This is a genomic window from Streptomyces sp. NPDC002784 (genome assembly GCF_053592135.1).
In genome coordinates, this window is the sequence record NZ_JBSFVD010000034.1 from 20,118 (window position 1) to 39,190 (window position 19,073).

21 protein-coding genes are annotated in these 19,073 nt (G+C 70.8%); 11 read left to right on the forward strand and 10 right to left on the reverse strand.

What is annotated here, in order from left to right:
• Positions 1-126: 126 nt before the first annotated feature.
• The 5 genes from ACWD1Z_RS33250 to ACWD1Z_RS33270 all read left to right on the forward strand — a co-directional run bounded on the left by ACWD1Z_RS33250 (position 127) and on the right by ACWD1Z_RS33270 (position 4,390).
• The gene (locus tag ACWD1Z_RS33250; RefSeq protein WP_451123945.1) at positions 127-2,247 is read left to right on the forward strand and encodes a PQQ-dependent sugar dehydrogenase; all 2,121 of its coding nucleotides are present in this window, start codon (positions 127-129) and stop codon (positions 2,245-2,247) included.
• Positions 2,248-2,575: 328 nt separating this feature from the next.
• On the forward strand, positions 2,576-2,779 hold the full coding sequence (locus ACWD1Z_RS33255) for a cold-shock protein (RefSeq protein ID WP_037751662.1): 204 nt from the start codon (positions 2,576-2,578) through the stop codon (positions 2,777-2,779).
• A gap of 161 nt (positions 2,780-2,940) precedes the next feature.
• Positions 2,941-3,300, forward strand: coding sequence for an ArsR/SmtB family transcription factor (locus ACWD1Z_RS33260; RefSeq protein ID WP_451123947.1), 360 nt, complete (start codon positions 2,941-2,943; stop codon positions 3,298-3,300).
• On the forward strand, positions 3,297-3,839 hold the full coding sequence (locus tag ACWD1Z_RS33265; protein WP_451123949.1) for an SRPBCC family protein: 543 nt from the start codon (positions 3,297-3,299) through the stop codon (positions 3,837-3,839). The genes ACWD1Z_RS33260 and ACWD1Z_RS33265 overlap by 4 nt, the downstream gene beginning before the upstream one ends.
• Entirely contained in the window at positions 3,836-4,390 is a 555-nt protein-coding gene (locus ACWD1Z_RS33270) for a TIGR03086 family metal-binding protein (RefSeq protein ID WP_451123951.1), read from the forward strand. The genes ACWD1Z_RS33265 and ACWD1Z_RS33270 overlap by 4 nt, the downstream gene beginning before the upstream one ends.
• A 37-nt stretch (positions 4,391-4,427) precedes the next feature.
• On the opposite strand, the gene ACWD1Z_RS33275 is transcribed toward ACWD1Z_RS33270, so the two are convergent.
• The gene (locus ACWD1Z_RS33275) at positions 4,428-5,072 is read right to left on the reverse strand and encodes a dihydrofolate reductase family protein (RefSeq protein ID WP_451123953.1); all 645 of its coding nucleotides are present in this window, start codon (positions 5,070-5,072) and stop codon (positions 4,428-4,430) included.
• 101 nt (positions 5,073-5,173) lie between these two features.
• A complete protein-coding gene (locus tag ACWD1Z_RS33280; RefSeq protein WP_451123981.1) occupies positions 5,174-5,839 on the reverse strand; it encodes a GAF and ANTAR domain-containing protein in 666 nt (221 codons plus the stop codon).
• A gap of 249 nt (positions 5,840-6,088) precedes the next feature.
• Between ACWD1Z_RS33280 and ACWD1Z_RS33285 the strand changes: the two genes are divergently transcribed.
• Positions 6,089-6,334, forward strand: a complete 246-nt coding sequence (locus tag ACWD1Z_RS33285) for a DUF5133 domain-containing protein (RefSeq protein ID WP_451123955.1) — start codon at positions 6,089-6,091, stop codon at positions 6,332-6,334.
• A 45-nt stretch (positions 6,335-6,379) separates the two neighbouring features.
• On the opposite strand, the gene ACWD1Z_RS33290 is transcribed toward ACWD1Z_RS33285, so the two are convergent.
• Positions 6,380-7,519 (reverse strand): FAD-dependent oxidoreductase, encoded by a 1,140-nt coding sequence (locus ACWD1Z_RS33290; protein ID WP_451123957.1) that lies wholly within the window; start codon positions 7,517-7,519, stop codon positions 6,380-6,382.
• A gap of 146 nt (positions 7,520-7,665) precedes the next feature.
• Positions 7,666-8,361: a TetR/AcrR family transcriptional regulator gene (locus ACWD1Z_RS33295; protein WP_451123959.1), complete on the reverse strand. Its 696-nt coding sequence runs from the start codon at positions 8,359-8,361 to the stop codon at positions 7,666-7,668.
• A gap of 174 nt (positions 8,362-8,535) precedes the next feature.
• Between ACWD1Z_RS33295 and ACWD1Z_RS33300 the strand changes: the two genes are divergently transcribed.
• Genes ACWD1Z_RS33300 through ACWD1Z_RS33310 form a run of 3 tightly spaced genes read left to right on the forward strand, consistent with a single transcriptional unit; the run spans position 8,536 to position 10,217 of the window.
• On the forward strand, positions 8,536-9,120 hold the full coding sequence (locus ACWD1Z_RS33300; protein ID WP_451123985.1) for a sigma-70 family RNA polymerase sigma factor: 585 nt from the start codon (positions 8,536-8,538) through the stop codon (positions 9,118-9,120).
• Complete coding sequence (locus ACWD1Z_RS33305; protein ID WP_451123961.1) at positions 9,117-9,863, forward strand: anti-sigma factor; 747 nt, start codon at positions 9,117-9,119, stop codon at positions 9,861-9,863. The genes ACWD1Z_RS33300 and ACWD1Z_RS33305 overlap by 4 nt, the downstream gene beginning before the upstream one ends.
• Positions 9,864-9,893: 30 nt before the next feature.
• Positions 9,894-10,217: a hypothetical protein gene (locus tag ACWD1Z_RS33310; protein ID WP_451123963.1), complete on the forward strand. Its 324-nt coding sequence runs from the start codon at positions 9,894-9,896 to the stop codon at positions 10,215-10,217.
• 50 nt (positions 10,218-10,267) lie between these two features.
• Here ACWD1Z_RS33310 and ACWD1Z_RS33315 read toward each other — a convergent pair whose 3' ends face one another.
• The 6 genes from ACWD1Z_RS33315 to ACWD1Z_RS33340 are packed head-to-tail and all read right to left on the reverse strand — an operon-like array spanning position 10,268 to position 16,451.
• A complete protein-coding gene (locus ACWD1Z_RS33315; RefSeq protein ID WP_451123965.1) occupies positions 10,268-10,993 on the reverse strand; it encodes an alpha/beta fold hydrolase in 726 nt (241 codons plus the stop codon).
• Positions 10,990-11,808 (reverse strand): DUF1295 domain-containing protein, encoded by an 819-nt coding sequence (locus ACWD1Z_RS33320; protein ID WP_451123967.1) that lies wholly within the window; start codon positions 11,806-11,808, stop codon positions 10,990-10,992. The genes ACWD1Z_RS33315 and ACWD1Z_RS33320 overlap by 4 nt, the downstream gene beginning before the upstream one ends.
• Positions 11,805-13,094 (reverse strand): class I SAM-dependent methyltransferase, encoded by a 1,290-nt coding sequence (locus ACWD1Z_RS33325; RefSeq protein WP_451123969.1) that lies wholly within the window; start codon positions 13,092-13,094, stop codon positions 11,805-11,807. The genes ACWD1Z_RS33320 and ACWD1Z_RS33325 overlap by 4 nt, the downstream gene beginning before the upstream one ends.
• Positions 13,091-14,410: a class I SAM-dependent methyltransferase gene (locus ACWD1Z_RS33330; protein ID WP_451123987.1), complete on the reverse strand. Its 1,320-nt coding sequence runs from the start codon at positions 14,408-14,410 to the stop codon at positions 13,091-13,093. The genes ACWD1Z_RS33325 and ACWD1Z_RS33330 overlap by 4 nt, the downstream gene beginning before the upstream one ends.
• A gap of 32 nt (positions 14,411-14,442) precedes the next feature.
• Positions 14,443-15,195: a DUF1365 domain-containing protein gene (locus tag ACWD1Z_RS33335; RefSeq protein ID WP_451123971.1), complete on the reverse strand. Its 753-nt coding sequence runs from the start codon at positions 15,193-15,195 to the stop codon at positions 14,443-14,445.
• Positions 15,189-16,451, reverse strand: coding sequence for an NAD(P)/FAD-dependent oxidoreductase (locus ACWD1Z_RS33340; RefSeq protein ID WP_451123973.1), 1,263 nt, complete (start codon positions 16,449-16,451; stop codon positions 15,189-15,191). Before ACWD1Z_RS33340 ends, ACWD1Z_RS33335 begins: the two co-directional genes overlap by 7 nt.
• A 193-nt stretch (positions 16,452-16,644) precedes the next feature.
• On the opposite strand from ACWD1Z_RS33340, the gene ACWD1Z_RS33345 reads away from it, so the two are divergent.
• Both ACWD1Z_RS33345 and ACWD1Z_RS33350 read left to right on the forward strand, forming a co-directional pair.
• Entirely contained in the window at positions 16,645-18,306 is a 1,662-nt protein-coding gene (locus ACWD1Z_RS33345) for a sulfite oxidase (RefSeq protein ID WP_451123975.1), read from the forward strand.
• Positions 18,307-18,377: 71 nt separating this feature from the next.
• Positions 18,378-19,034, forward strand: coding sequence for a fasciclin domain-containing protein (locus tag ACWD1Z_RS33350; protein ID WP_451123977.1), 657 nt, complete (start codon positions 18,378-18,380; stop codon positions 19,032-19,034).
• Positions 19,035-19,073: the final 39 nt, after the last annotated feature.

Sequence of the window (19,073 nt, forward strand, 5' to 3'; positions counted from 1 at the left end):
AAAGTGGCGCCATAGCGTCCAACTGCCTCCCTTCGCACGGGTTTACACCCGATGTCACTCTGCGGCGGCCGACCGGGGCCACACCCCGGGCTCTTGCGGCCGCCGACCGGATCAGAGGAGTTCTGAGTGCGCAACAGACGGATCGTCACCCTCGTGGGGGCGGCTGCGCTGGCCGGAGCCATGGGGCTCCTGCCGCTGTCCGCAGCACAAGCCGCCAAACCGGATCCCGCACCGCCGGCCCCGTCGGCCTTCCAGAAGGTCACCCTCAACGACCGCCCGGGCGAGCCCATGGCCCTCGCCGTCCTGCCCGACCGACGGGTGCTGCACACGGCGCGCACCGGAGAGGTCCGGATCCACGACCCCAAGAGCGGCGTCAACTTCCTCGCCGGGGACCTGAAGAAGAGCCCCGCCGGGCTCTACCAGCACGACGAGGAAGGCGTGCAGGGCATCGCCGTCGACCCCGGCTTCGCCAAGAACCGCTGGGTCTACCTGTACTACTCGCCCCGCCTCGACACCCCCATGGACGACCCGGCCACCCCGGGCGTCAACGAAGGGGACGCCCCGCAGTTCGGCACGGCCGAGGAGTTCGCCAAGTACGAGGGCGTCACCCGCCTCTCGCGGTTCAAGCTCGAGGGCAACAAGCTCGACTTCGGCACCGAGCAGAAGATCCTCGACGTCCCGGCCGACCGGGGCATCTGCTGCCACGTCGGCGGCAAGATCGACTTCGACCGCAAGGGCAACCTGTTCCTGTCGACCGGCGACGACTCCAACCCGTTCTCCTCCGACGGCTACGCCCCGCTCGACGACCGCCCGGGCCGCAACCCGGCCTACGACGCCCGGCGCACCTCGGGCAACACCGACGACCTGCGCGGCAAGGTCCTGCGCATCAAGGTCAAGCGCGACGGCGGTTACGCGATACCCGACGGCAACCTCTTCGCGCCGGGCACCGCCAAGACCCGCCCCGAGATCTACGCCATGGGCCTGCGCAACCCGTTCCGCTTCGCGGTGGACGACAGGACCGGTGAGCTCTACGTCGGCGACTACTCGCCCGACGCCAACCAGCCCAGGGCCGACCGCGGCCCCGCCGGCCAGGGCCGCTGGATGGTCATCGACCGCCCCGCCAACTACGGCTGGCCGTTCTGCGTGACCCAGGACATGCCCTACCAGGACTACGACTTCGCCACCCAGAAGTCGAGCGGCGTGTTCAACTGCGCGAAGCCGGTCAACGACTCGCGCCACAACACCGGCCTGAGCGAACTGCCGCCGGTCACCGACGCGGAGATCGTCTACGGCTACGGCGCCTCCGCGGAGTTCCCGGAGCTCGGCACGGGCGGCATCGGCCCGATGGGCGGCCCGGCCTACCGCTACGACCGGCGGAACACGGCCGAGAACCGCTGGCCCGCGTACTTCGACGGCAAGCCGCTCTTCTACGAGTGGACCCGCGACCAGATGAAGGCCATCACCCTCAACAAGCGCAACGAGGTCCAGAAGATCGAGGACGCCATCCCCTCGATCACGACGGACGGCCCGATCGACGCCGAGTTCGGCCCGGACGGCGCGCTGTACGTCCTGGAGTACGGCACCGGGTACTTCGCCGAACTGCCCGAGGCCCAGCTCTCGCGCATCGACTTCACCCGAGGCAACCGCACTCCGGAGCCCAAGGCCACCGCCGACGTGACCAACGGCACGAGCCCGCTGACGGTCCAGTTCTCCAGCGCCGACACGAAGGACGCCGACGGTGACGCCCTGCGCTACGCCTGGGACTTCGACGCCGACGGCACCGTGGACTCCCGGGAGGCCAACCCGAAGCACACCTTCACCGAGAACGGCGTCTACGACGCCACACTGAAGGTCACCGACCGCACCGGGCGATCGGCCTCCGCGTCGGTTCCCGTCGTGGTCGGCAACAAGGCGCCGGTCGTCTCGCTCACCACCGACCCGGCCCCGCACGGCGGCACGGAGTTCCACTGGGGTGACACCGTCACCTGGGAGGTCACCGTGGACGACGACCAGCCGGTGAACTGCTCCAAGGTCACCGTCTCGTTCATCCTCGGCCACGACTCGCACGGTCATCCGCTCTCCTCGAGCAACGGCTGCTCCGGATCGTTCAAGACCTTCGTGGACGGCGGTCACTCCGGTTCGGACAACCTGAAAGCGGTCTTCAACGCCACCTACACGGACACTCCCCCGGACGGCCTGCCGTCCCTCTCCGGTAGCGCCGAGGTCGCCCTGACCCCGGCCGACTGACCGACGACACCGCCGGCCACCGCTCCGGGCCTCACGGTGCACCACCGTGAGGCCCGGACGGCTGTTCGGGCTCACGGGGTCCCGATGCCGCGAGGTGCTGGGCCGGTGGGCTGAATTAGGACGACTTGTGCCGGAGTCTGGGACGGATCAAGGCCGTTGCTCTCTGGTGAGCGGCGAATTCACCGTGTAGCGTCACTCTCAGCTGTCGTGGTTCGCAGTACCTGCCCGCGCCAAGGCGCGGGCGCTTTGCTGTGCAGTTGCCGGACCAGGGCGATCACCTCCAGGGCCGCGTGGTGCGGTACCTGACGTTCGACTGAGAGGCATCAGCATGGCCAGCGGAACCGTCAAGTGGTTCAACGCGGAAAAGGGCTTCGGCTTCATCGCCCAGGACGGTGGCGGACCGGACGTCTTCGCGCACTACTCCAACATCAACGCCTCCGGCTTCCGTGAGCTCCAGGAAGGCCAGGCGGTCACCTTCGACATCACCCAGGGCCAGAAGGGCCCGCAGGCGGAGAACATCACCCCCGCCTGATCCGAGGTGGCTTGAGACCGTGGCCGGTCCGACAGCAGGCGCTGTCGGACCGGCCACGGTTCGTTGGCCTCGGCCGACCGCTGTTCAACCGTTCGGTTGACAATGCCGGAAGGCTCGCCGTACTCTTATTCAACCGACTGGTTGAATATGTGGGGTGCGAGATGGCAGCCGATCCGCTGTCCCGGGTGTTCTCCGCTCTGGCCGATCCGACCCGGCGCGACATCGTGGCCAGGCTGGCCGCAGGGGACGCCACGGTCAATGAACTGGCCGAGCCGTACGCCGTCAGCGTGCAGGCCGTGTCCAAGCACATCAAGGTGCTGGAGGACGCCGGTCTGGTCAGCCGCGGGCGCGACGCCCAGCGGCGGCCCTGTCGCCTCGAGGCCGAGGTCTTCGACCTGATGACGAAGTGGATCGAGCGCTACCGGCGCGAGGCGGAGGACCGTTTCCGCCGGCTGGACGCCGTCCTCGATCAGATGGAGGACGAGCCGACGGCGGGCACCCCGGCGAAGGAGGCGCTATGAGCACCACGCAGCCGAACCGCCCGCACGAGACGCAGATCGTGGCTGACCCGGCCCTGCCCACCATCCTCCTCGTCCGCGAGTTCGACGCCCCGCCCGAGCGCGTGTTCCGGGCGTACACCGATCCTGACCTGGTCCTCCAGTGGCTCGGCCCGCGACGGCTGACCATGCGGATCGTCCAGTGGGACGCGCGCAGCGGTGGCTCGTACCGCTATGTGCACTGCGAGGACGACGGTACGGAGTACGGCTTCCGCGGAGTGTTCCACGAGGTACGTCCCAACGAGCGGATCGTCCAGACGTTCGCCTTCGACGGTAACCCGGACGGCGTCAGCCTGGAGACGGCCACCTTCGAGGACCTCGGTCACCGGACCCGGGTCACCACCAAGTCCCTCATGGACTCCATCGAGGCCCGCGACTCGATGATCAGGAGCGGTATGCAACGCGGTGTCCGGGAAGGCCATGAGCGGCTCGACGAGCTGCTCGGCGGCCGCGGGCGGGACAGCGCCGACCGGCGTACGGAAACGGAAGGCTTGGGATCATGACAAGGGCAGCCGAAGAGCACCGCAGCGTCGCGGGAGTCTTCACGGACCGCGTGCGGGCAGTGCGCCCCGGGGCGTGGGACAACCCGGCGCCGTGCGAGGGCTGGGTCGCCCGGGATGTGGTGCGCCACCTCGTCGAGTGGTTCCCGGCCTTCCTGAAGTCCGGCGCCGGAGTCGAGCTGCCGCAAGGCCCGTCGGTGGACGACGACCCGGTGACGGCCTGGACGGTCCACAGCGACGGGGTCCAGGCCCTCCTCGACGATCCCGCCACGGCACGGAAGACGCTGTCGAACCCGCACATCGGAGAGGTCCCGCTGGACGAGGCGGTCGACCGCTTCTACACCGCCGACGTCTTCATGCACACCTGGGACCTGGCGCGGGCCACCGGCCAGGAGGAGCGCCTCGACCCCGCCAAGTGCGCCCGGTTGCTCGGGGACATGCTCCCGCTCGACGACGTGCTCCGCAAAAGCGGGCAGTACGGACCCCGGGTCGAGGTTTCCGAAAGCGCCGATGTGCAGACGCGCATGCTGGCCTTCATCGGCCGTAGGCCCTGAGGGGGGTTTCCTCCTCGAACTCGCGTCGCCCCGCAGGTCACCGTCGCCAGAACAGGTGGTGGGTCACGCCGCTCGGGCTGGGCACGACTTCCAGCTGGAAGCGGTCGAGGAGTTCGTCGGGGGAGTCCCACAGGCGTAGTCCGGTCCCGAGTTTCATCGGCGAGACCGCGACATGCATGGTGTCCACGAGGTCTGCCTCCAGGAACTGCCGGACGGTGCTGACCCCGCCCCCGAGCCGGACGTCCTTGCCCTGCGCCGCGTCCCTCGCCTGCGCGAGGACGGTGGCGGGGTCGCCGTCGACGAAGTGGAACGTGGTGTCGGAGAGGGTGAACGAGGGACGCGGGTGGTGGGTCAGGACGAAGACCGGGGTGTGGAACGGGGGCTCCTCACCCCACCAGCCGCGCCAGTCGTGGTCCTGCCAGGGCCCGCGCTGCGGCCCGAACTTGTTGCGGCCCATGATCTCGGCGCCGATGTCGCGGGCGAAGTCCCGCGTGAAGTAGTCGTCCAAGCCCCTGCTGCCCCCGGCATCGGTGCGCATGGGCCAGCTCGCCGTGGCGCCGGCCCAGGAGAACAGCTTCTCGGGATGGTCGTAGCCGAACGGCCGCTCCAGACTCTGCTGCTCGCCGGCACCGATTCCGTCGCTGGAGATGTTGAAGTTCATGACTCTCAGCAGCTGATCCACGTCGTGTCCTCGTCGTCCTGTCGCGTCATCGTGTGGCGAGCGCCGCACATCATGACGTCGGACGGGAGACGGCCGGATCGACACAGGCCCGCAAATTTCTTTCAGGTGGGGTTGGTGCGGTCGGCCCGGACCCGCTGGGCGACGTCGCGGAGTTTGATGTTGTGGTGCTGGGAGATGCGCTGCAGCACCTTGAAGGCGTCGTCCTCGCTGAGCTTGTGGCGTTCCATGAGGATGCCCATGGCCTCGCCGATGCCGTGCCGGGTCTCCATGGCGTGCTCGAGCTGGTCGATGGTGCGGGCGTCGGCCAGGGCGACGGCGGCGTGCGAGGCCAGGAGCCAGCCCGCGGTCTCGATGTCCTTGCCGAAGGCGCCGGGCTCGCGGGCGTACAGGTTCAGCGCCCCGAAGTCCTCGTTGTCGGTGTAGAGCAGGACGCCGGTCATGCTTCCAATGCCCAGCTCGCGGGCTCCCGCGGCGAACCGCTCCCAGGCGGGCTGGGGTTGGGACAGGTCCGCGATTCGGCACACGCGCTGACCGTCCTTGCGCCGGGCAAGATCGAAGCAGGGGCCCTCACCCAGCTCACCCTGGAGACGGTCGGACTCCTGCACCATGTCGCCGCAGGCGGCCAGGGTCACGGCCCGGCCCTTGCGCACCGCGAGGATCCCGGCGGCGTCACAGCCGTCCACCAGTTTCACCGCCGACGCCGCGATCTCGTTCAAGGTCGCCTGCACCGAGTCCTGGGCCAGCAGATTCCGCGCGAGCAGGGCCATCTGCTCGGCGTACTCACGCCACTCCACCGGTATCACCCACCTCTCTCAACGATCAGCCACAGTACCGGCAGCGCCGCATGTTCTCGCCGGCATCGCCATCTTCAGTACGGGGGGCTGTGGGGCGGCGGGTCGGGGGGGGAGTGAAAACGGTGGCATATACCTCCGGATGCGGGGCACTTGAACGCCTGCTCAGATCCGCGTGGCGCGTTGGCCGCCCTGCGGGAGGGGTTCGGAGGGAGAGGGATCAACGTGATCATTCCGGCGGAGAAGGAACTGCGAGCCGCACTGGCCCGCTTTGCTGAGGCGCGTATCGAACACGACGTGTGCCCCACCGGCCGTACGAGCAGGGCTCTCGAAGACGCCACGTACACGCTGTGCGTGATGACCGGATCCCGCACCGCTGAGGAGGCTCTGCGCGCGGCCGATGCGCTGCTGGAGCAGTACACGCAGAGCCGGGCGGGCATCCGCCAAGAGGACGAGACGCTGGCCGCGTGAGAGCGATGCCGCCCTGCCTCCGTGTGGAGGTGTCGGCCGCGGCGGCTACTCGGCGCTCGGCCCGGAAGTGAAGAACTCGATCATCCGCTCAAGCCCCCGGTCGCCGAACATCGTCTCCAGGCTCGCGGCGGACTCGGCGGCGGACGCCGCGCTGCGCGGGAAGAGCGCTCGTTCGTAGGCGGTCAGCGCGGCCTCGGTGTCGCGGGGGTGGGCGGCGAGCGCTACGGCGAGTTCGGCGCCGTCGAGCATGGCCAGGTTGGCGCCCTCCCCGGCGAAGGGGGACATCACGTGGGCGGCGTCACCGAGGAGCGTCACGCCCGCGGTCCGCTCCCAGCGGTGTCCGACGGGCAGGGCGTGGATGCGGCGCGGGGTGATCGTGTCCGCGTCGGCGACCAGGGCGCGCAGATCTTCGTGCCAGCCCTCGAAGGGGGCGAGGACGGCGGTCTTGGCGGCGGCGGAATCGGTGAAGTCGATGGTGTCGAACCAGCCCTCCGCCGCCTTCAGCGCGGCGTAGACGTGGAGGCTGCCGTCGGTCTCGCGGTGCGCGAGGAGCCCGCACCGGCCGCCGAGGCCGATGAAGAACCCGCCCCCGATGAGGGCGGCGCTGCGCGGGTGGCGGGTGTCGGCGTCGTACAGGTCGGTCTCGGCGAAGGAGATGCCGGTGTAGGAGGGCGTGGCGGCGGAGAGCAGCGGCCTTACGCGGGACCACGCTCCGTCCGCACCGATCAGAAGGTCGGTGGTGATGGCGGACCCGTCGGCGAACGTCACCTCGTGGGGGCCGCCGCCCAGCGCCCGGGCGCCGGTGACCTTCCTGCCCCAGTGGACCGTGCCGTCGGGCAGTGAGTTCAGCAGCAGGTCACGCAGGTCGCCCCGGTCCACCTCCGGGCGGCCACCGGTGCCGTCGTCCTTGTCGCGGACGTGGACGGTGGCGTCCGGGCCGGCCAGGCGCATCTCCTGACCGCCCTCGTGGACGATCCGAAGAAAGTCCTCGTGGAGGCCGGCGGCGTGCAGCGCCTTCTGGCCGTTCTCCTCATGGATGTCGAGCATGCCGCCCTGGGTGCGGGCCGCGGCGGACGCTTCCCGTTCGAAGACGTCGGCCCGGATGCCGTGGACGTGCAGGACGCGGGCGGCGGTGAGGCCGCCGAGCCCTCCGCCGATGACCGCGATGGGGTGGTGGGTGCTCATGGGGGCCTCCAGTGGGCTGACAGCGGGCTCGATTGTGAGGCGACCTGCCGGACGCATCCACCGTAACGAACGCGTTCGTTGCGAACAAGTTCGTCAAGGGGTGCGTCAGGGCTACGGGGTGCGCTGCGGCATCCGGGGTGGCGGCTTCAGTCCTTCGTGCCGGGGACCGGGGTGTGCGTGATGCCGTTGACCAGGACGTCGAAGCTCCAGTCCATACGGTCGCCGGGCGAGCCGCGGACCAGGGCGGGCATGTGCGCCTCGATGGCCGGATGGGTGGTCTCGGCCACGGACCGCAGGGCGTGGGTGGCGGCGTTCCAGTCATCCTCGGCCCTGGGGTCGTGATCCTGCGTCGACTGCTCGGCGGCGGTTGCCGTGGCGTCCTGGAGCAGCTTGTCCACGCCCCAGGCGACCTGCTCGCGGGAGGCTCCGCTGCGGGACAGCAGGTCCAGCAGGCGCTCCACCAGCCGCAGGTAGTTCTCGCCGCTGGGGCGCGCCACGAGAGCCGAGCGGGCGAGCTGCGGATGTACGAACAGCACGGACGTGTAGGACGCCAGTACGGCCCGGAGCCGCTCGCGCCAGTTGTCGCCGGCGCTCCCGCCGGTCAGGTCGACCTCGCCCAGCAGGGCGTCCAGTACGGCCGCGTGCAGTTCGGCGGTGTTGGCCACGTAGACGTAGAGCGACGCCGGACCGGTGTCCAGTTCCTTGGCCAGGCGCCGCATGGTGACCTTGTCCAGCCCTTCGGCGCGCATGACCTGCACGGCGGTGTCCACGATCCACCGCCGTGACAGGGCGGGCTTCGCGGGACGCTCCCGGCGGCTGATCGGCTCTCTTCTCGCAGTCATGCGGCGATCGTAACGAACGTGTTCGCGCGCTTCTGTCAGGTGCGCGGCCCGCACCAGGGGCGTCGGCGGCCGTACTTTCGTCGCCGAACCGACCAATCCGCCGGCCCGCCAGAGTCGGATTCCCTGTGTGACGTACAACGGTGCCGGTGCGCACCACCACAGGGATGGATGTCGGTGAAAGAACCTGTATTTATCGGCCGCGATCCGGTGAAGCAGCCGGATCTGCAGGCGCTGGTGGAGTCGGTGGCCCGTGGAGACACCGACGCCTTCGCTCAGCTCTACGACTCCGTCGCGTCCCCTGTACTGGGTGTGGCCCGCGCGGTGCTGCGCGACATGGCGCAGTCCGAGGAGGTCGCCCAGGAGGTGCTGGTGGAGGTATGGCGGACCGCACCCCGTTACCGGCCCGACCGCGGCACGGCGCTGAACTGGATCCTCACCCTCGCCCATCGGCGTGCCATCGACCGGGTCCGCTCGGTGGAGGCCGCCGCGGCCAGGGACCACAAGGCCGCGCAGCTGGACCAGGTGCCCGCCTACGACGAGGTGAGCGAGCAGGTCGAGCACCGTCTGGAGCGCGAGCAGGTCCGCCGGTGCCTGCGCACGCTGACCGAGCTGCAGCGCCAGGCCGTCACCCTCGCCTACTATCGCGGGCTCACCTACCGCGAGGTGGCCGCCCAGTTGTCCCTCCCCCTGGGGACGGTTAAAACCCGCCTGCGCGACGGACTGATCCGCTTGCGCGACTGCCTGGGAGTGAGCGCATGAGCACCGACGTCGATCTGCACACCCTTACCGGTGCCTATGCCCTGCACGCCCTGTCCGACGAGGAACGCGCGCTGTTCGAGCAGCACCTGCACGCATGCCGGTCCTGCGCCGACGAGATCACGGAGTTCACCGCCACGGCCGCGAGACTCGCGGCGGCGGCGGCCATCACGCCCCGGCCCGCCATGAAGCAGCAGGTTCTGCAGCGCGTGACCGAGGTCCGGCAGGTGATCCCGTTCGCCGCGCGGACGCCCTCGGCCGTGTCGCTGCGCCGACGGCTTCCCCGTATGGTGCTCGCCGCCTGCCTGGCGGCGACCGCGGGTCTGGGCGGCATCGCCGTCTGGGAACACGACCGGGCCGAGACCGCCGCCGTACAGGAGGAGCAGGCACGTCGGCAGACGGACGAGCTGGCCGCCGTACTGGGAGCCTCCGACGCCGTCTCACGCCGTGTCCCACTCGACGGCGGAGCCAGCGCGACACTCGTCGTCTCCCGCACGCGGGACAAGGCCGTGCTCGTGGCGTCCGACATGGCCACGCCTCCGAAGGGCAAGGTCTACCAGCTCTGGTACGACCAGGGCGGCACCATGCGCTCGGCAGGCCTGATGGACGCCGACCGCTCCGACCAGGCCGTCACCTTGTCGGGCTCGGCCAGCTCGGCCTCCGCCGTGGGCATCACCGTGGAGCCCACCGGCGGATCCCCCCGCCCCACCTCAGCCCCCCTCGCCCTGGTGAACCTGCCGGCATGACCGCACACGCCCGGACACGGTGAGAGGGCCATGTCGGCGATCTTCCGCATCCGCCTCCTCGCACGGACGGGCACCCACCTGTGGTGCGCGGTCTCGGGCCACCTGACCGCTCGCACCACCGATGTCCTGCGCGACCAGCTGACCGACCGCTGCGCGGGGGCAACGGTCGTCGTCCTGGACTTGCGGGACCTCGGCACTCCCGGCGAGGGCGCCGCCCTGTCGGCGCCGTGGCCGGAGCGCCCTCACACCATCCATCTGCTGGCGCCGGAGTCGCTTCGTGCCCGGGTGACTGCCGATGCCCGTGCTCACTGGCACTCCACCGTGGACACCGCATGGCAGGCGTGGTGTCGCTGACCCGTACCCATGGCGGCCGCTTTCCAGATCGGGCGGAGGCGGCCTTCAGCTCACGCCGGGACGACGTCGTGGGCCGGTACGACGATGCCGACGGGACCGGCTTGAGCGGCCGCCACCGCGCGCGGCATCGTGTGCGGCCGCAGGATCCCCTCGACGGCGGTGGCGGTGATCCGGTGCCAGTCGGCAGCGCCGCGCAGCATGGCGTGCCGGCCCTGGGACATGGCGATGCCGCAGGTCATGGCGCCGGATCGGTGGGCGCGCTCCAGGAGGTCCCATGAGCCGTGGGCATCGGTGACGGTGTCGTTCTCGTCGTGCAGGAAGACGACCTGACGGCCCGCGAGTTGGGCCGCCGGTTCCCCGGGCGGGCACCAGGGCGCCAGGCCCACCACGCCCCGTACCTGCGGGTGGTCGGCAGCGCGGAGGGCTGCCCTGCCGCCCATCGAATGTCCCACCAGCACCACGGGCACCGCTGGGTGCAGCCCGGTGAGTTCGTCCAGAGCCTCCCGGGCGTCGCGCGCGGCATCCGCTCGGGCACCGTTCCAGCCGCGGTGGCGGTAGCGGACGTCGGCTATGAGCAGCTTTCCGGGCAGGACGCGACGGGTGATGGCCCGGGCGAAGGGCAGCATCCGCACCGCGGGCAGGTCCAGCCGGGTCGGTGCGGTGAGCGCGTCGGCCCGGCCACCGTGCAGGAGTACGACGGCGGCCGCCGGGTCGGCCGGAGCGGTCCGTAGGCGCAGCGGGCCCTCGTGGGCCCGGCTGCCGTTGCCGGTGCTCATGCGGCGGGGCCCGAGGGGCGCGGACGGCGGGGTGGGCGCGGCAGGAAGCCGCTGGTGCGGGCCTGGTAGGCGGCGTATCCGGGCCGCTGGGCCATGTGTTCCTCCAACAGGCGTTTACCGCTGCCCCGGGTGAGCAGCAGGGTCATCGTCAGCGGCGAGATCACGGCGAGTGCCGCGCTCTGCCAGGTGCCGCAGGCCATCAGGTACAGACCCCACCACACCAGGGCGTCACCGAAGTAGTTGGGGTGGCGGGTCCAGGCCCACAGACCCCGGTCCATGATCCGGCCCCGGTTGGCGGGGTCGGCTCTGAAGCGGGCGAGCTGATGGTCTCCGACCGCCTCGAAGGCGAGGCCGGCCGCCCACAGCAGGGCTCCCACCACGGCGAGGGGCCCGAGCGGGGCGGGCGTGTACTGCGCGGTCTGCACCGGCAGCGAGATGAGCCACACCAGGGCACCCTGCAAGAGGTACACCGCCCGCAGGGCGTACCCGTTCCGGCGGCCGGGGGCCTTGTCGAGCATGCGGGCGTAGCGGGCGTCCTCGCCGTGTCCCCGGCCGCGCCAGGCGATGTGAGCGGCCAGCCGGCAACCCCACAGACAGGTGGCGACGGTGACCAGCGTCCGCCGGCCCGGATCGCCCACATCCCAGGACAGGGCGTAGGTGACGACGGCGACGGCGGTGAACGCCAGGCCCCAGGCGACGTCGGCGATCCGGTGCACTCCCTTGCGCAGGGCGACGGCGAACGTCACGAGCATGACCGCCAGGGCAGCACCCGCGCTCGCTGCGGCGTTCAGCGCCAGGGCCGTCCAGTCGCTCACCGTCCGCCGCCGTTGATGTCTGCGCGCGGCGGCACGGCCGGCATCCCGGAGACGCCCTCCTCGGTCGGCCGGACGGCGAGGATCTGGTCGACGCCCATGCGGCGCTCGGTGAACGCCAGGCCACTGCCTGCCAGATACAGGTGCCACACCCGCGCGGTCGGTTCCCCCACCAGCGCGACGACGTCGTCCCACCGGGACCGAAGGCGGCGGTGCCAGGCGGCGATGGTGTGCGCGTAGTGCTCGCGCATGGCCTCGACGTCGCGTACTTCCAGTCCGGCCTCCTCCAGCAGGCCGACGGTGGCCCCCAGAGGGCGCATGTGCATGTCGGGGGCGATGTACGTCTCGATGAACGCGCCGCCGCCGGGCGCGCGGGCGCCGCGTGACATCTGCTGCACCAGGGCCCGCCCACGGGGCCGCAGCACGTCGTGCAGCAGCGCGGCGAAGGCCGGGTACTCGGAGTCGCCGACGTGTTCGCCCATCTCGATGGTGGCGACCGCGTCGTAGCCGCCTTCGTCGATGTCGCGGTAGTGCCGCAACCGCACCTCGACCGCGTCGGCGAGACCTTCCTTCTCGGCTCGGGCGGTCACGAAGTCCCGCTGCTGCCGCGAGAGGGTGACCGCGGTGACCTCCACGCCGTGTTCCCGTGCGGCATACAGGCTGAGCGACCCCCAGCCGCAGCCGATGTCGAGCAGCCGCATACCGGGGCCCAGCCCCAGCTTCCGGCAGATCAGGGCGAGTTTGTCGCGCTGGGCATCGCCGAGGCCGTAGCTGGGCTCGTCGCGCCGGGTCCAGTAGCCGCAGGAGTAGGCCATCGACTCGTCCAGCAGCAGGGCGTAGAAGTCGTTGGACAGGTCGTAGTGGTGGCTGATCGCGGCGCGGTCCCTGGCCGCGCTGTGCAGCGTGCCGCGCAGCCGGGCGCGCGGCGCGCCGGGGGCCGGCGGGCGCGGTCCAGCGGCACCCAGGCGCAGGGCGGTCACGGCGGCCCGGGCCAGTCCCGCGGTCGTGAGCCGGGCTGCTCCGTGGGAACTGATCGAACGCCACACGCTGCTCAGGCCCTCGGCGAGGTCGCCTTCCACATCGAGTTCGCCGGCGATGAACGCCTCGGCGAGCCCCAGCTCGCCCGGCTGCCACAGCAGTCGGCGCAGCACGGCGGGGGAGCGCAGGATGACGAGCGGGGCGTCGGCGGGGCCGGCTTCGCTGCCGTCCCAGGCCCGCAGCCGCACCGGCAGCGGCCCGGGGAAGTAGGGGCTGAGCAGATCCGTCAGCTGGGCTGCCACGGGGGTCATCGCATGCTCTCCTGGTCGAGGGAACCGGTCAGGGCGATCTGGCGGACGTCGAGGTAGTGGGAGCGGAAGCCCGCCTCGCAGTAGGCCAGGTACAGCTCCCACATGCGGCGGAAGGTGATGTCGAAGCCCAGCCGCGCCACCTGAGGGCGTTCGGTGAGGAAGCGTTCGCGCCACAGCCGCAGTGTCTCGGCGTAGTGCTCGCCGAATCCCTGGTCGGCGGTGACGCGCAACCCGGCGGCGGTGGCGTGTTCCTGGATGGCGTCGGGGGAGGGGATGAGCCCGCCGGGGAAGATGTACTTGCTGATGAAGGTGTGGGTGCGAGCGGTGTGCAGCATGCGTTCGTGCGCCATGGTGATGGCCTGCAGGGCGATCCGGCCGCCCGGCGCGAGCACCCTGCGGAGCGTGCCGAAGTACACCGGCCAGTACTCCGCGCCGACGGCCTCGATCATCTCGACGCTGACCACGGCGTCGTAGGTGCCGGTCACCTGCCGGTAGTCGCGCAGCTCCACCGTCACCCGGTCCGACAGGCCCGCCCGGGCGACGCGTCGGCGTGCGAGGTCCTGCTGTTCGGCGGAGAGGGTGATGGTCACGACGTTCGCGCCGCGTGCGGCGGCCCGCAGCGCGAGTTCCCCCCATCCGGTGCCGATCTCCAGCAGGCGGGTGCCAGTGCGCACGCCGGCGAGGTCGAGCAGGTGGTCGATCTTCCTGTGCTGTGCCGCGGGCAGGGTCCGCCGGCTCCCCGGGAAGGCCGCGAAGACCGCGGAGGAGTACGACATCGTCTCGTCCAGGAACAGGGCGAACAGGTCGTTGGACAGGTCGTAGTGGCGGTGGATGTTCTCGCGCGCCCCGTCCTCGGAGTTGCGGTGTTCCGCCGGCCGGGCGCCGGTCCACAGGTGCCGCAGGCGGCGCAGCGGTGCGGGCACCAGCTCGTCGACGTGGGAGGCGAGGACGGTCAGCACGCCGACCAGGTCGTCACTGTCCCACTCGCCGGCCATGTAGGACTCGCCGAAGCCGATCAGGCCGTGCGCGCCCAGCCGGCGGAAGAACGCGTCCGGGTCGTGCACGGTCAGTTCCGGGCCGGCGCCCCGCGCGGGGGCGTCGCCCAGACGTGTCCTGAGGGGCAGCGAGCCCAGTGCCCGGGTGAGCAGGAGGCGGGCCGTGCCGCCTCGTATCCGGGATCGGGCGGGCACGCGTGCTACGTCCGGCCAGCGCGCGGCGTCAACCCGTACGGGCGCTTCTGCGGCCGGCTCCGGCAGCGGCGGGCCGGAGGATGGTGTCCGCGGGCCGGGGAGGACGGGAGCGTGCGGACGTCCGATGTGGGTGCGGGAGACGGGGGTCGATGTCACGTTCAGCCTTCGTGCGTGCGATCAACAGGGCGGGGGTGGACCGGCAGGCGGCGCAGCCACAGGGCTACGCCGTGGCGGCGGATCGCGGCGGAGACCGCCGCGGTCGACCAGGGGTGGCGGAGTGAGGAGCGGATCAGGTTTCGGGCGGTCGCCGGCCGGTGGCGGCCGCGGACGGTCGCGGTGAAGGGCCGCAGACCTCCGCGCCGCAGCTGCACCATGACGTTCAGGTCTTCGGCGGGCAGCGGCAGCCGCATCCGGTAGCCGCCGTCCACCGGAAAGAACGGGGAGACGTAGAAGTCCTTGACCACCTCGGCCGTTCCGTCGGCGTCGGGGCGCAGCAGGTAGCAGTGGCGCTGGCCGTAGGTGTTGTGGACCTCCGCGATCACGCAGACCAGCCGGTCCGCCCGGTCGTGGCACCAGAACAGCGTCAGCGGGTTGAACACGTGCCCCAGGACGCGGGCGTGAGCCAGCATCACCACGCGCCCGCCGCCGAGGTCCACGCCCTGCCCGGCGAGGTAGGCGTCCACGCCTGAGCGGATCGAGCCGGCCGTGCCGGTGAAGTGGTCCCGCGGATCGAACCCGGCCAGCGGCCGGAGCAGGCGCGGGAGCCGGGGCAGCCGGTCGACGTCGACCAGCCACAGGTGCGTGCGGTGCGCGAAGGAGTGGCGCAGGGGTGCGGTGCGGGTATGGGTGACGACGCAGTCGTACAGCGCGGGCACGTCATGGCGCGTCGCCGGACGCGGTGCGGTCACCATCGCACGCCCAGCGCCGCTGCCGCCTGGGCGCCGGAACGGCAGCCGTCCTCGTGGAACCCCCAGCCGTGGTAGGCGCCCGCGAACGCGCACACCCGCGTGTCGAGCCGGTGCAACTCCTGCTGTGCCGCGACCGACTCGGGCGTGTAGACGGGGTGCTCGTAGACCATGCGTGCCAGCACCCTGTCCTCGGACACCCGGCCCGCGCCGTTCAGCGTCACGACGAACGTCTCATCGGCGTGCAGCCGCTGCAGGCGGCTCATGTCGTAGCTGACGTGCACCGCGTCGGAGGGGGAAGTGCAGGAGGGCAGCAGGTAGTTCCACGACGCCCGCGCCCTGGCCGAGCGCGGCAGCACGGCGGGGTCGGTGTGCAGCACGGTGGGATTGCGGCTGTACCGGAAAGCCCCCAGCACACGCCGCTCCTCGGCGGTGGGGTCGGTCAGCAGGCGCAGCGCCTGATCGGGATGGACCGCGACCACCACGGCCGCGAACTCCTCGCTCCCGCCGTCCTCGGTGACCACCCGCGCCCGGTCCGCGAAGCGTTCCACGGTGCGCACCGGTGCGCCCGTGCGCACCGACGACAACCGCTTGGCGACCTTCTGAACGTACTGCGCCGAGCCGCCGGTGACCGTCTTCCACTGCGGGGAGCCGGTCACCGACAGCAGCCCGTGGTGCGCCAGGAACCGGAACAGGTAGCGAGCCGGATAACGCATGGCGGTCTCGGGCGGACAGGACCAGACCGCGGACACCAGCGGCACGGCGAAGTGCGAGACGAAGTACGGGGAGAAGCCGCCCTCGGCCAGGAACGCGCCCAGCGTGGGACCGGTGTCGGCCTCGTCCTCGGCGGCGAGCAGACGCCGGGCGGACCGGTGGAATCGCGGCACCTGCGCCAGCATCCGCAGGTAGCGGCCGCGCAGCGCGGCACGCCCCGTGAACAGGCCCGACGGCCCACGCGCCCCGGCGTACTCCAGGCCGCAGCCCTCGCACCGCACCGACATGCTCATCTCGGCGTCCTGGGTGGTGACCCCCAGCTCGGCGAAGAGACGCAGCAGGTGCGGATAGGTGCGCTCGTTGTGCACGATGAAGCCGGAATCCACGCACACGGACCAGCCCTCCTGGGCCAGCTCATGGGTGTGCGCGTGCCCGCCCAGCCGGTCATCGGCCTCGTAGAGCACTACGTCACAGGCTTGCGCCAGCACGTGGGCGGCGGTCAGCCCGGCTACTCCGCCACCCACCACGGCCACTCGTCTGTGTGCCACAGCCGTTGTCCCCTCTCGGTATCCCGCGTGCCGATCAACGTCGGCACGGGTGATCCGAGGCAGGACGCGAGGTGGATTGGTGTCCCCTTCAACGTCAGTGACAGCGGCTGGAAGACGAATCACCGCCGACCGGACCGGCGCATTATCCGTAGCCGCGGATGACGCGGATTGGTCCGAAAAGAAAATTCATCCGATGGAGTTCTGGGCCAATCCGGCCGCCAAACAGCCCCGGATTACCCCCGTGAGCAAGAAAAACGAGAAGTCGCGGAGTACGGCCAGTTGGCCGCGTATCGCGCTGGGTGGGCTGAGCGGCCTCCTGGCCGGTTTCGCCGCGCTGGCCGTCGCCGAACTGGTGGCGGCGGCCGTACGTCCGCAGGCCGGCCCGGTCGTCGTGGTCGGCGGCGCCGCCATCGACCGCACGCCTGCGGCGGTGAAGGACTGGGCGATCCGCAACTTCGGCACCAATGACAAGCTGATCCTCCAGCTCGGCATTCTCGCCGTACTGGCCGTGTTCGCGCTGGCTCTGGGTGTCCTGGCCCTGCGGTACCGACGTATCGGGGCCGCGGGAGTTCTGGCTTTCGGAGTCGTGGGAACGGCGGCGGCCTTCAGCCGGCCCGATTCCAAGGGCTTTACCGATGCCCTGCCCTCCCTGGTGGGATCAGTGGTCGGCGCGGTGCTTCTGTACGTCCTCATCGGCAGGCTCCTGGCATCGCGTCCCGCGTCGGGCGACGCATCCGAGCATCCGGAGACGGGTGTCAACGAGGGCTGGGACCGGCGCGGGTTCATCATCGTGGCCACTGCCGCTGCCGCCGCCTCAGCGGGGGCAGGCGCACTGGGCCGGTCCCTGAACACCTCCAGCGGCAAGGAAGCGGTCGCCTCCCGCAAGAACCTCGTCCTTCCGGCCGCGGACTCACCCGCTCCGGCGGTGCCGAAGGGGGCCGGAGTACGGGTGGCGGGCGTCAGCCCCTTCATCACCCCGAACAAGGACTTCTACCGGGTGGACACCGCGCTGGTGGTGCCCAAGGTCGATGCCACGACGTGGCGGCTGCGCATCCACGGCGACGGTGTACGCCGTCCGCTCACCCTCTCCTTCGACGACCTGCTGAAGCGCGAGTTGATCGAACGGGACATCACGCTCACCTGCGTGTCCAACGAAGTCGGCGGCCCGTACGTCGGCAACGCCCGCTGGATCGGCGTCCGGCTGGACGACCTCCTCGCCGAATGCGGCGTCACGCCACCGTCGAAGGGAGGACCGGCCGACCAACTCGTCGCCCGCTCGGTGGACGGCATGACCATCGGCACCCCGGTCGAGGACGTCATGGACGGCCGCGACGCGATGCTCGCGGTCGGCATGAACGGCGAACCGCTGCCCTTCGACCACGGATTCCCCGTCCGCATGCTGGTGCCCGGCCTGTACGGCTACGTATCGGCCTGCAAATGGATCAAGGACATCGAACTGACCACCTTCGATGCCTACGACGCCTACTGGGTCAAACGCGACTGGGCGCGCCGTGCTCCCATCAAGACCCAGTCCCGGATCGACACCCCCAAGCCCTTCGCCCGCCCGAAGGCCGGGACCGTGATGGTGGCCGGAGTCGCCTGGGCCCAGGCCCGCGGCATCGACAAAGTCGAGGTCCGCGTCGACGACGGCCCCTGGCAGGAGGCCACCCTGGCCGCCGAGGACACCAAGGACACCTGGCGCCAGTGGTCCTTCCCCTGGCGAGCCACCAAGGGCGGCCACACCCTCACCGTCCGCGCCACCGATCGCACCGGCGAGGTGCAGACCGACAAGCGCACTCGCACAGTCCCCGACGGCGCCAGTGGATGGCACTCCGTCGTGGTGACCGTCGAGTGACCCCAGACCACATTTCCCTTGCCATTCCCCTCACAAGCGGCGAACGCCGCGCTACCAACAGGAGCAACAACGTGAACACCCGCATCCGCCGCATCGCCGCCACCGTCGCAGCCGCAGCCGTTCTTCCTCTCGCGCTGGCCGCCTGCTCCGACGACAGCAGCGACTCCGCGCAGTCCGACTCCGCCACCAGCGCGTCGGCGTCCGCCCCCGCCTCCGACGACTCGATGGCCGACTCCGGCACCGCCACCTCGGACGAGCCCTTCGGCTCCGCCTGCGCCACCGTGCCCAAGGACGGTGCCGGTTCGTTCGACGGCATGGCCAAGGACCCCGTGGCCACCGCCGCCTCCAACAACCCGGCCCTGTCCACCCTGGTGACCGCGGTGAAGAAGGCCGGCCTGGTCGACACTCTCAACAACGCTCAGAACATCACCGTCTTCGCCCCCACGAACGACGCCTTCGCCAAGATTCCGGAGGCCGACCTGAACAAGGTGCTCAACGACAAGGAGCAGCTGACCAAGATCCTCACCTACCACGTCGTGGGCCAGAAGCTGACCCCGCAGGACCTGGAGAACGGCTCCTTCGACACGCTGGAGAAGTCCAAGCTGACGACGTCGGGCTCCGATGAGTCCTACAGCGTCAACGACTCCGCCGAGGTGGTCTGCGGCAACGTCAAGACCGCCAACGCCAACGTCTACATCATCGACACGGTCCTGATGCCGCAGAGCTGACCGGACACCGGCCGGCCGGGGGCGCCCCATTGGGGCGCC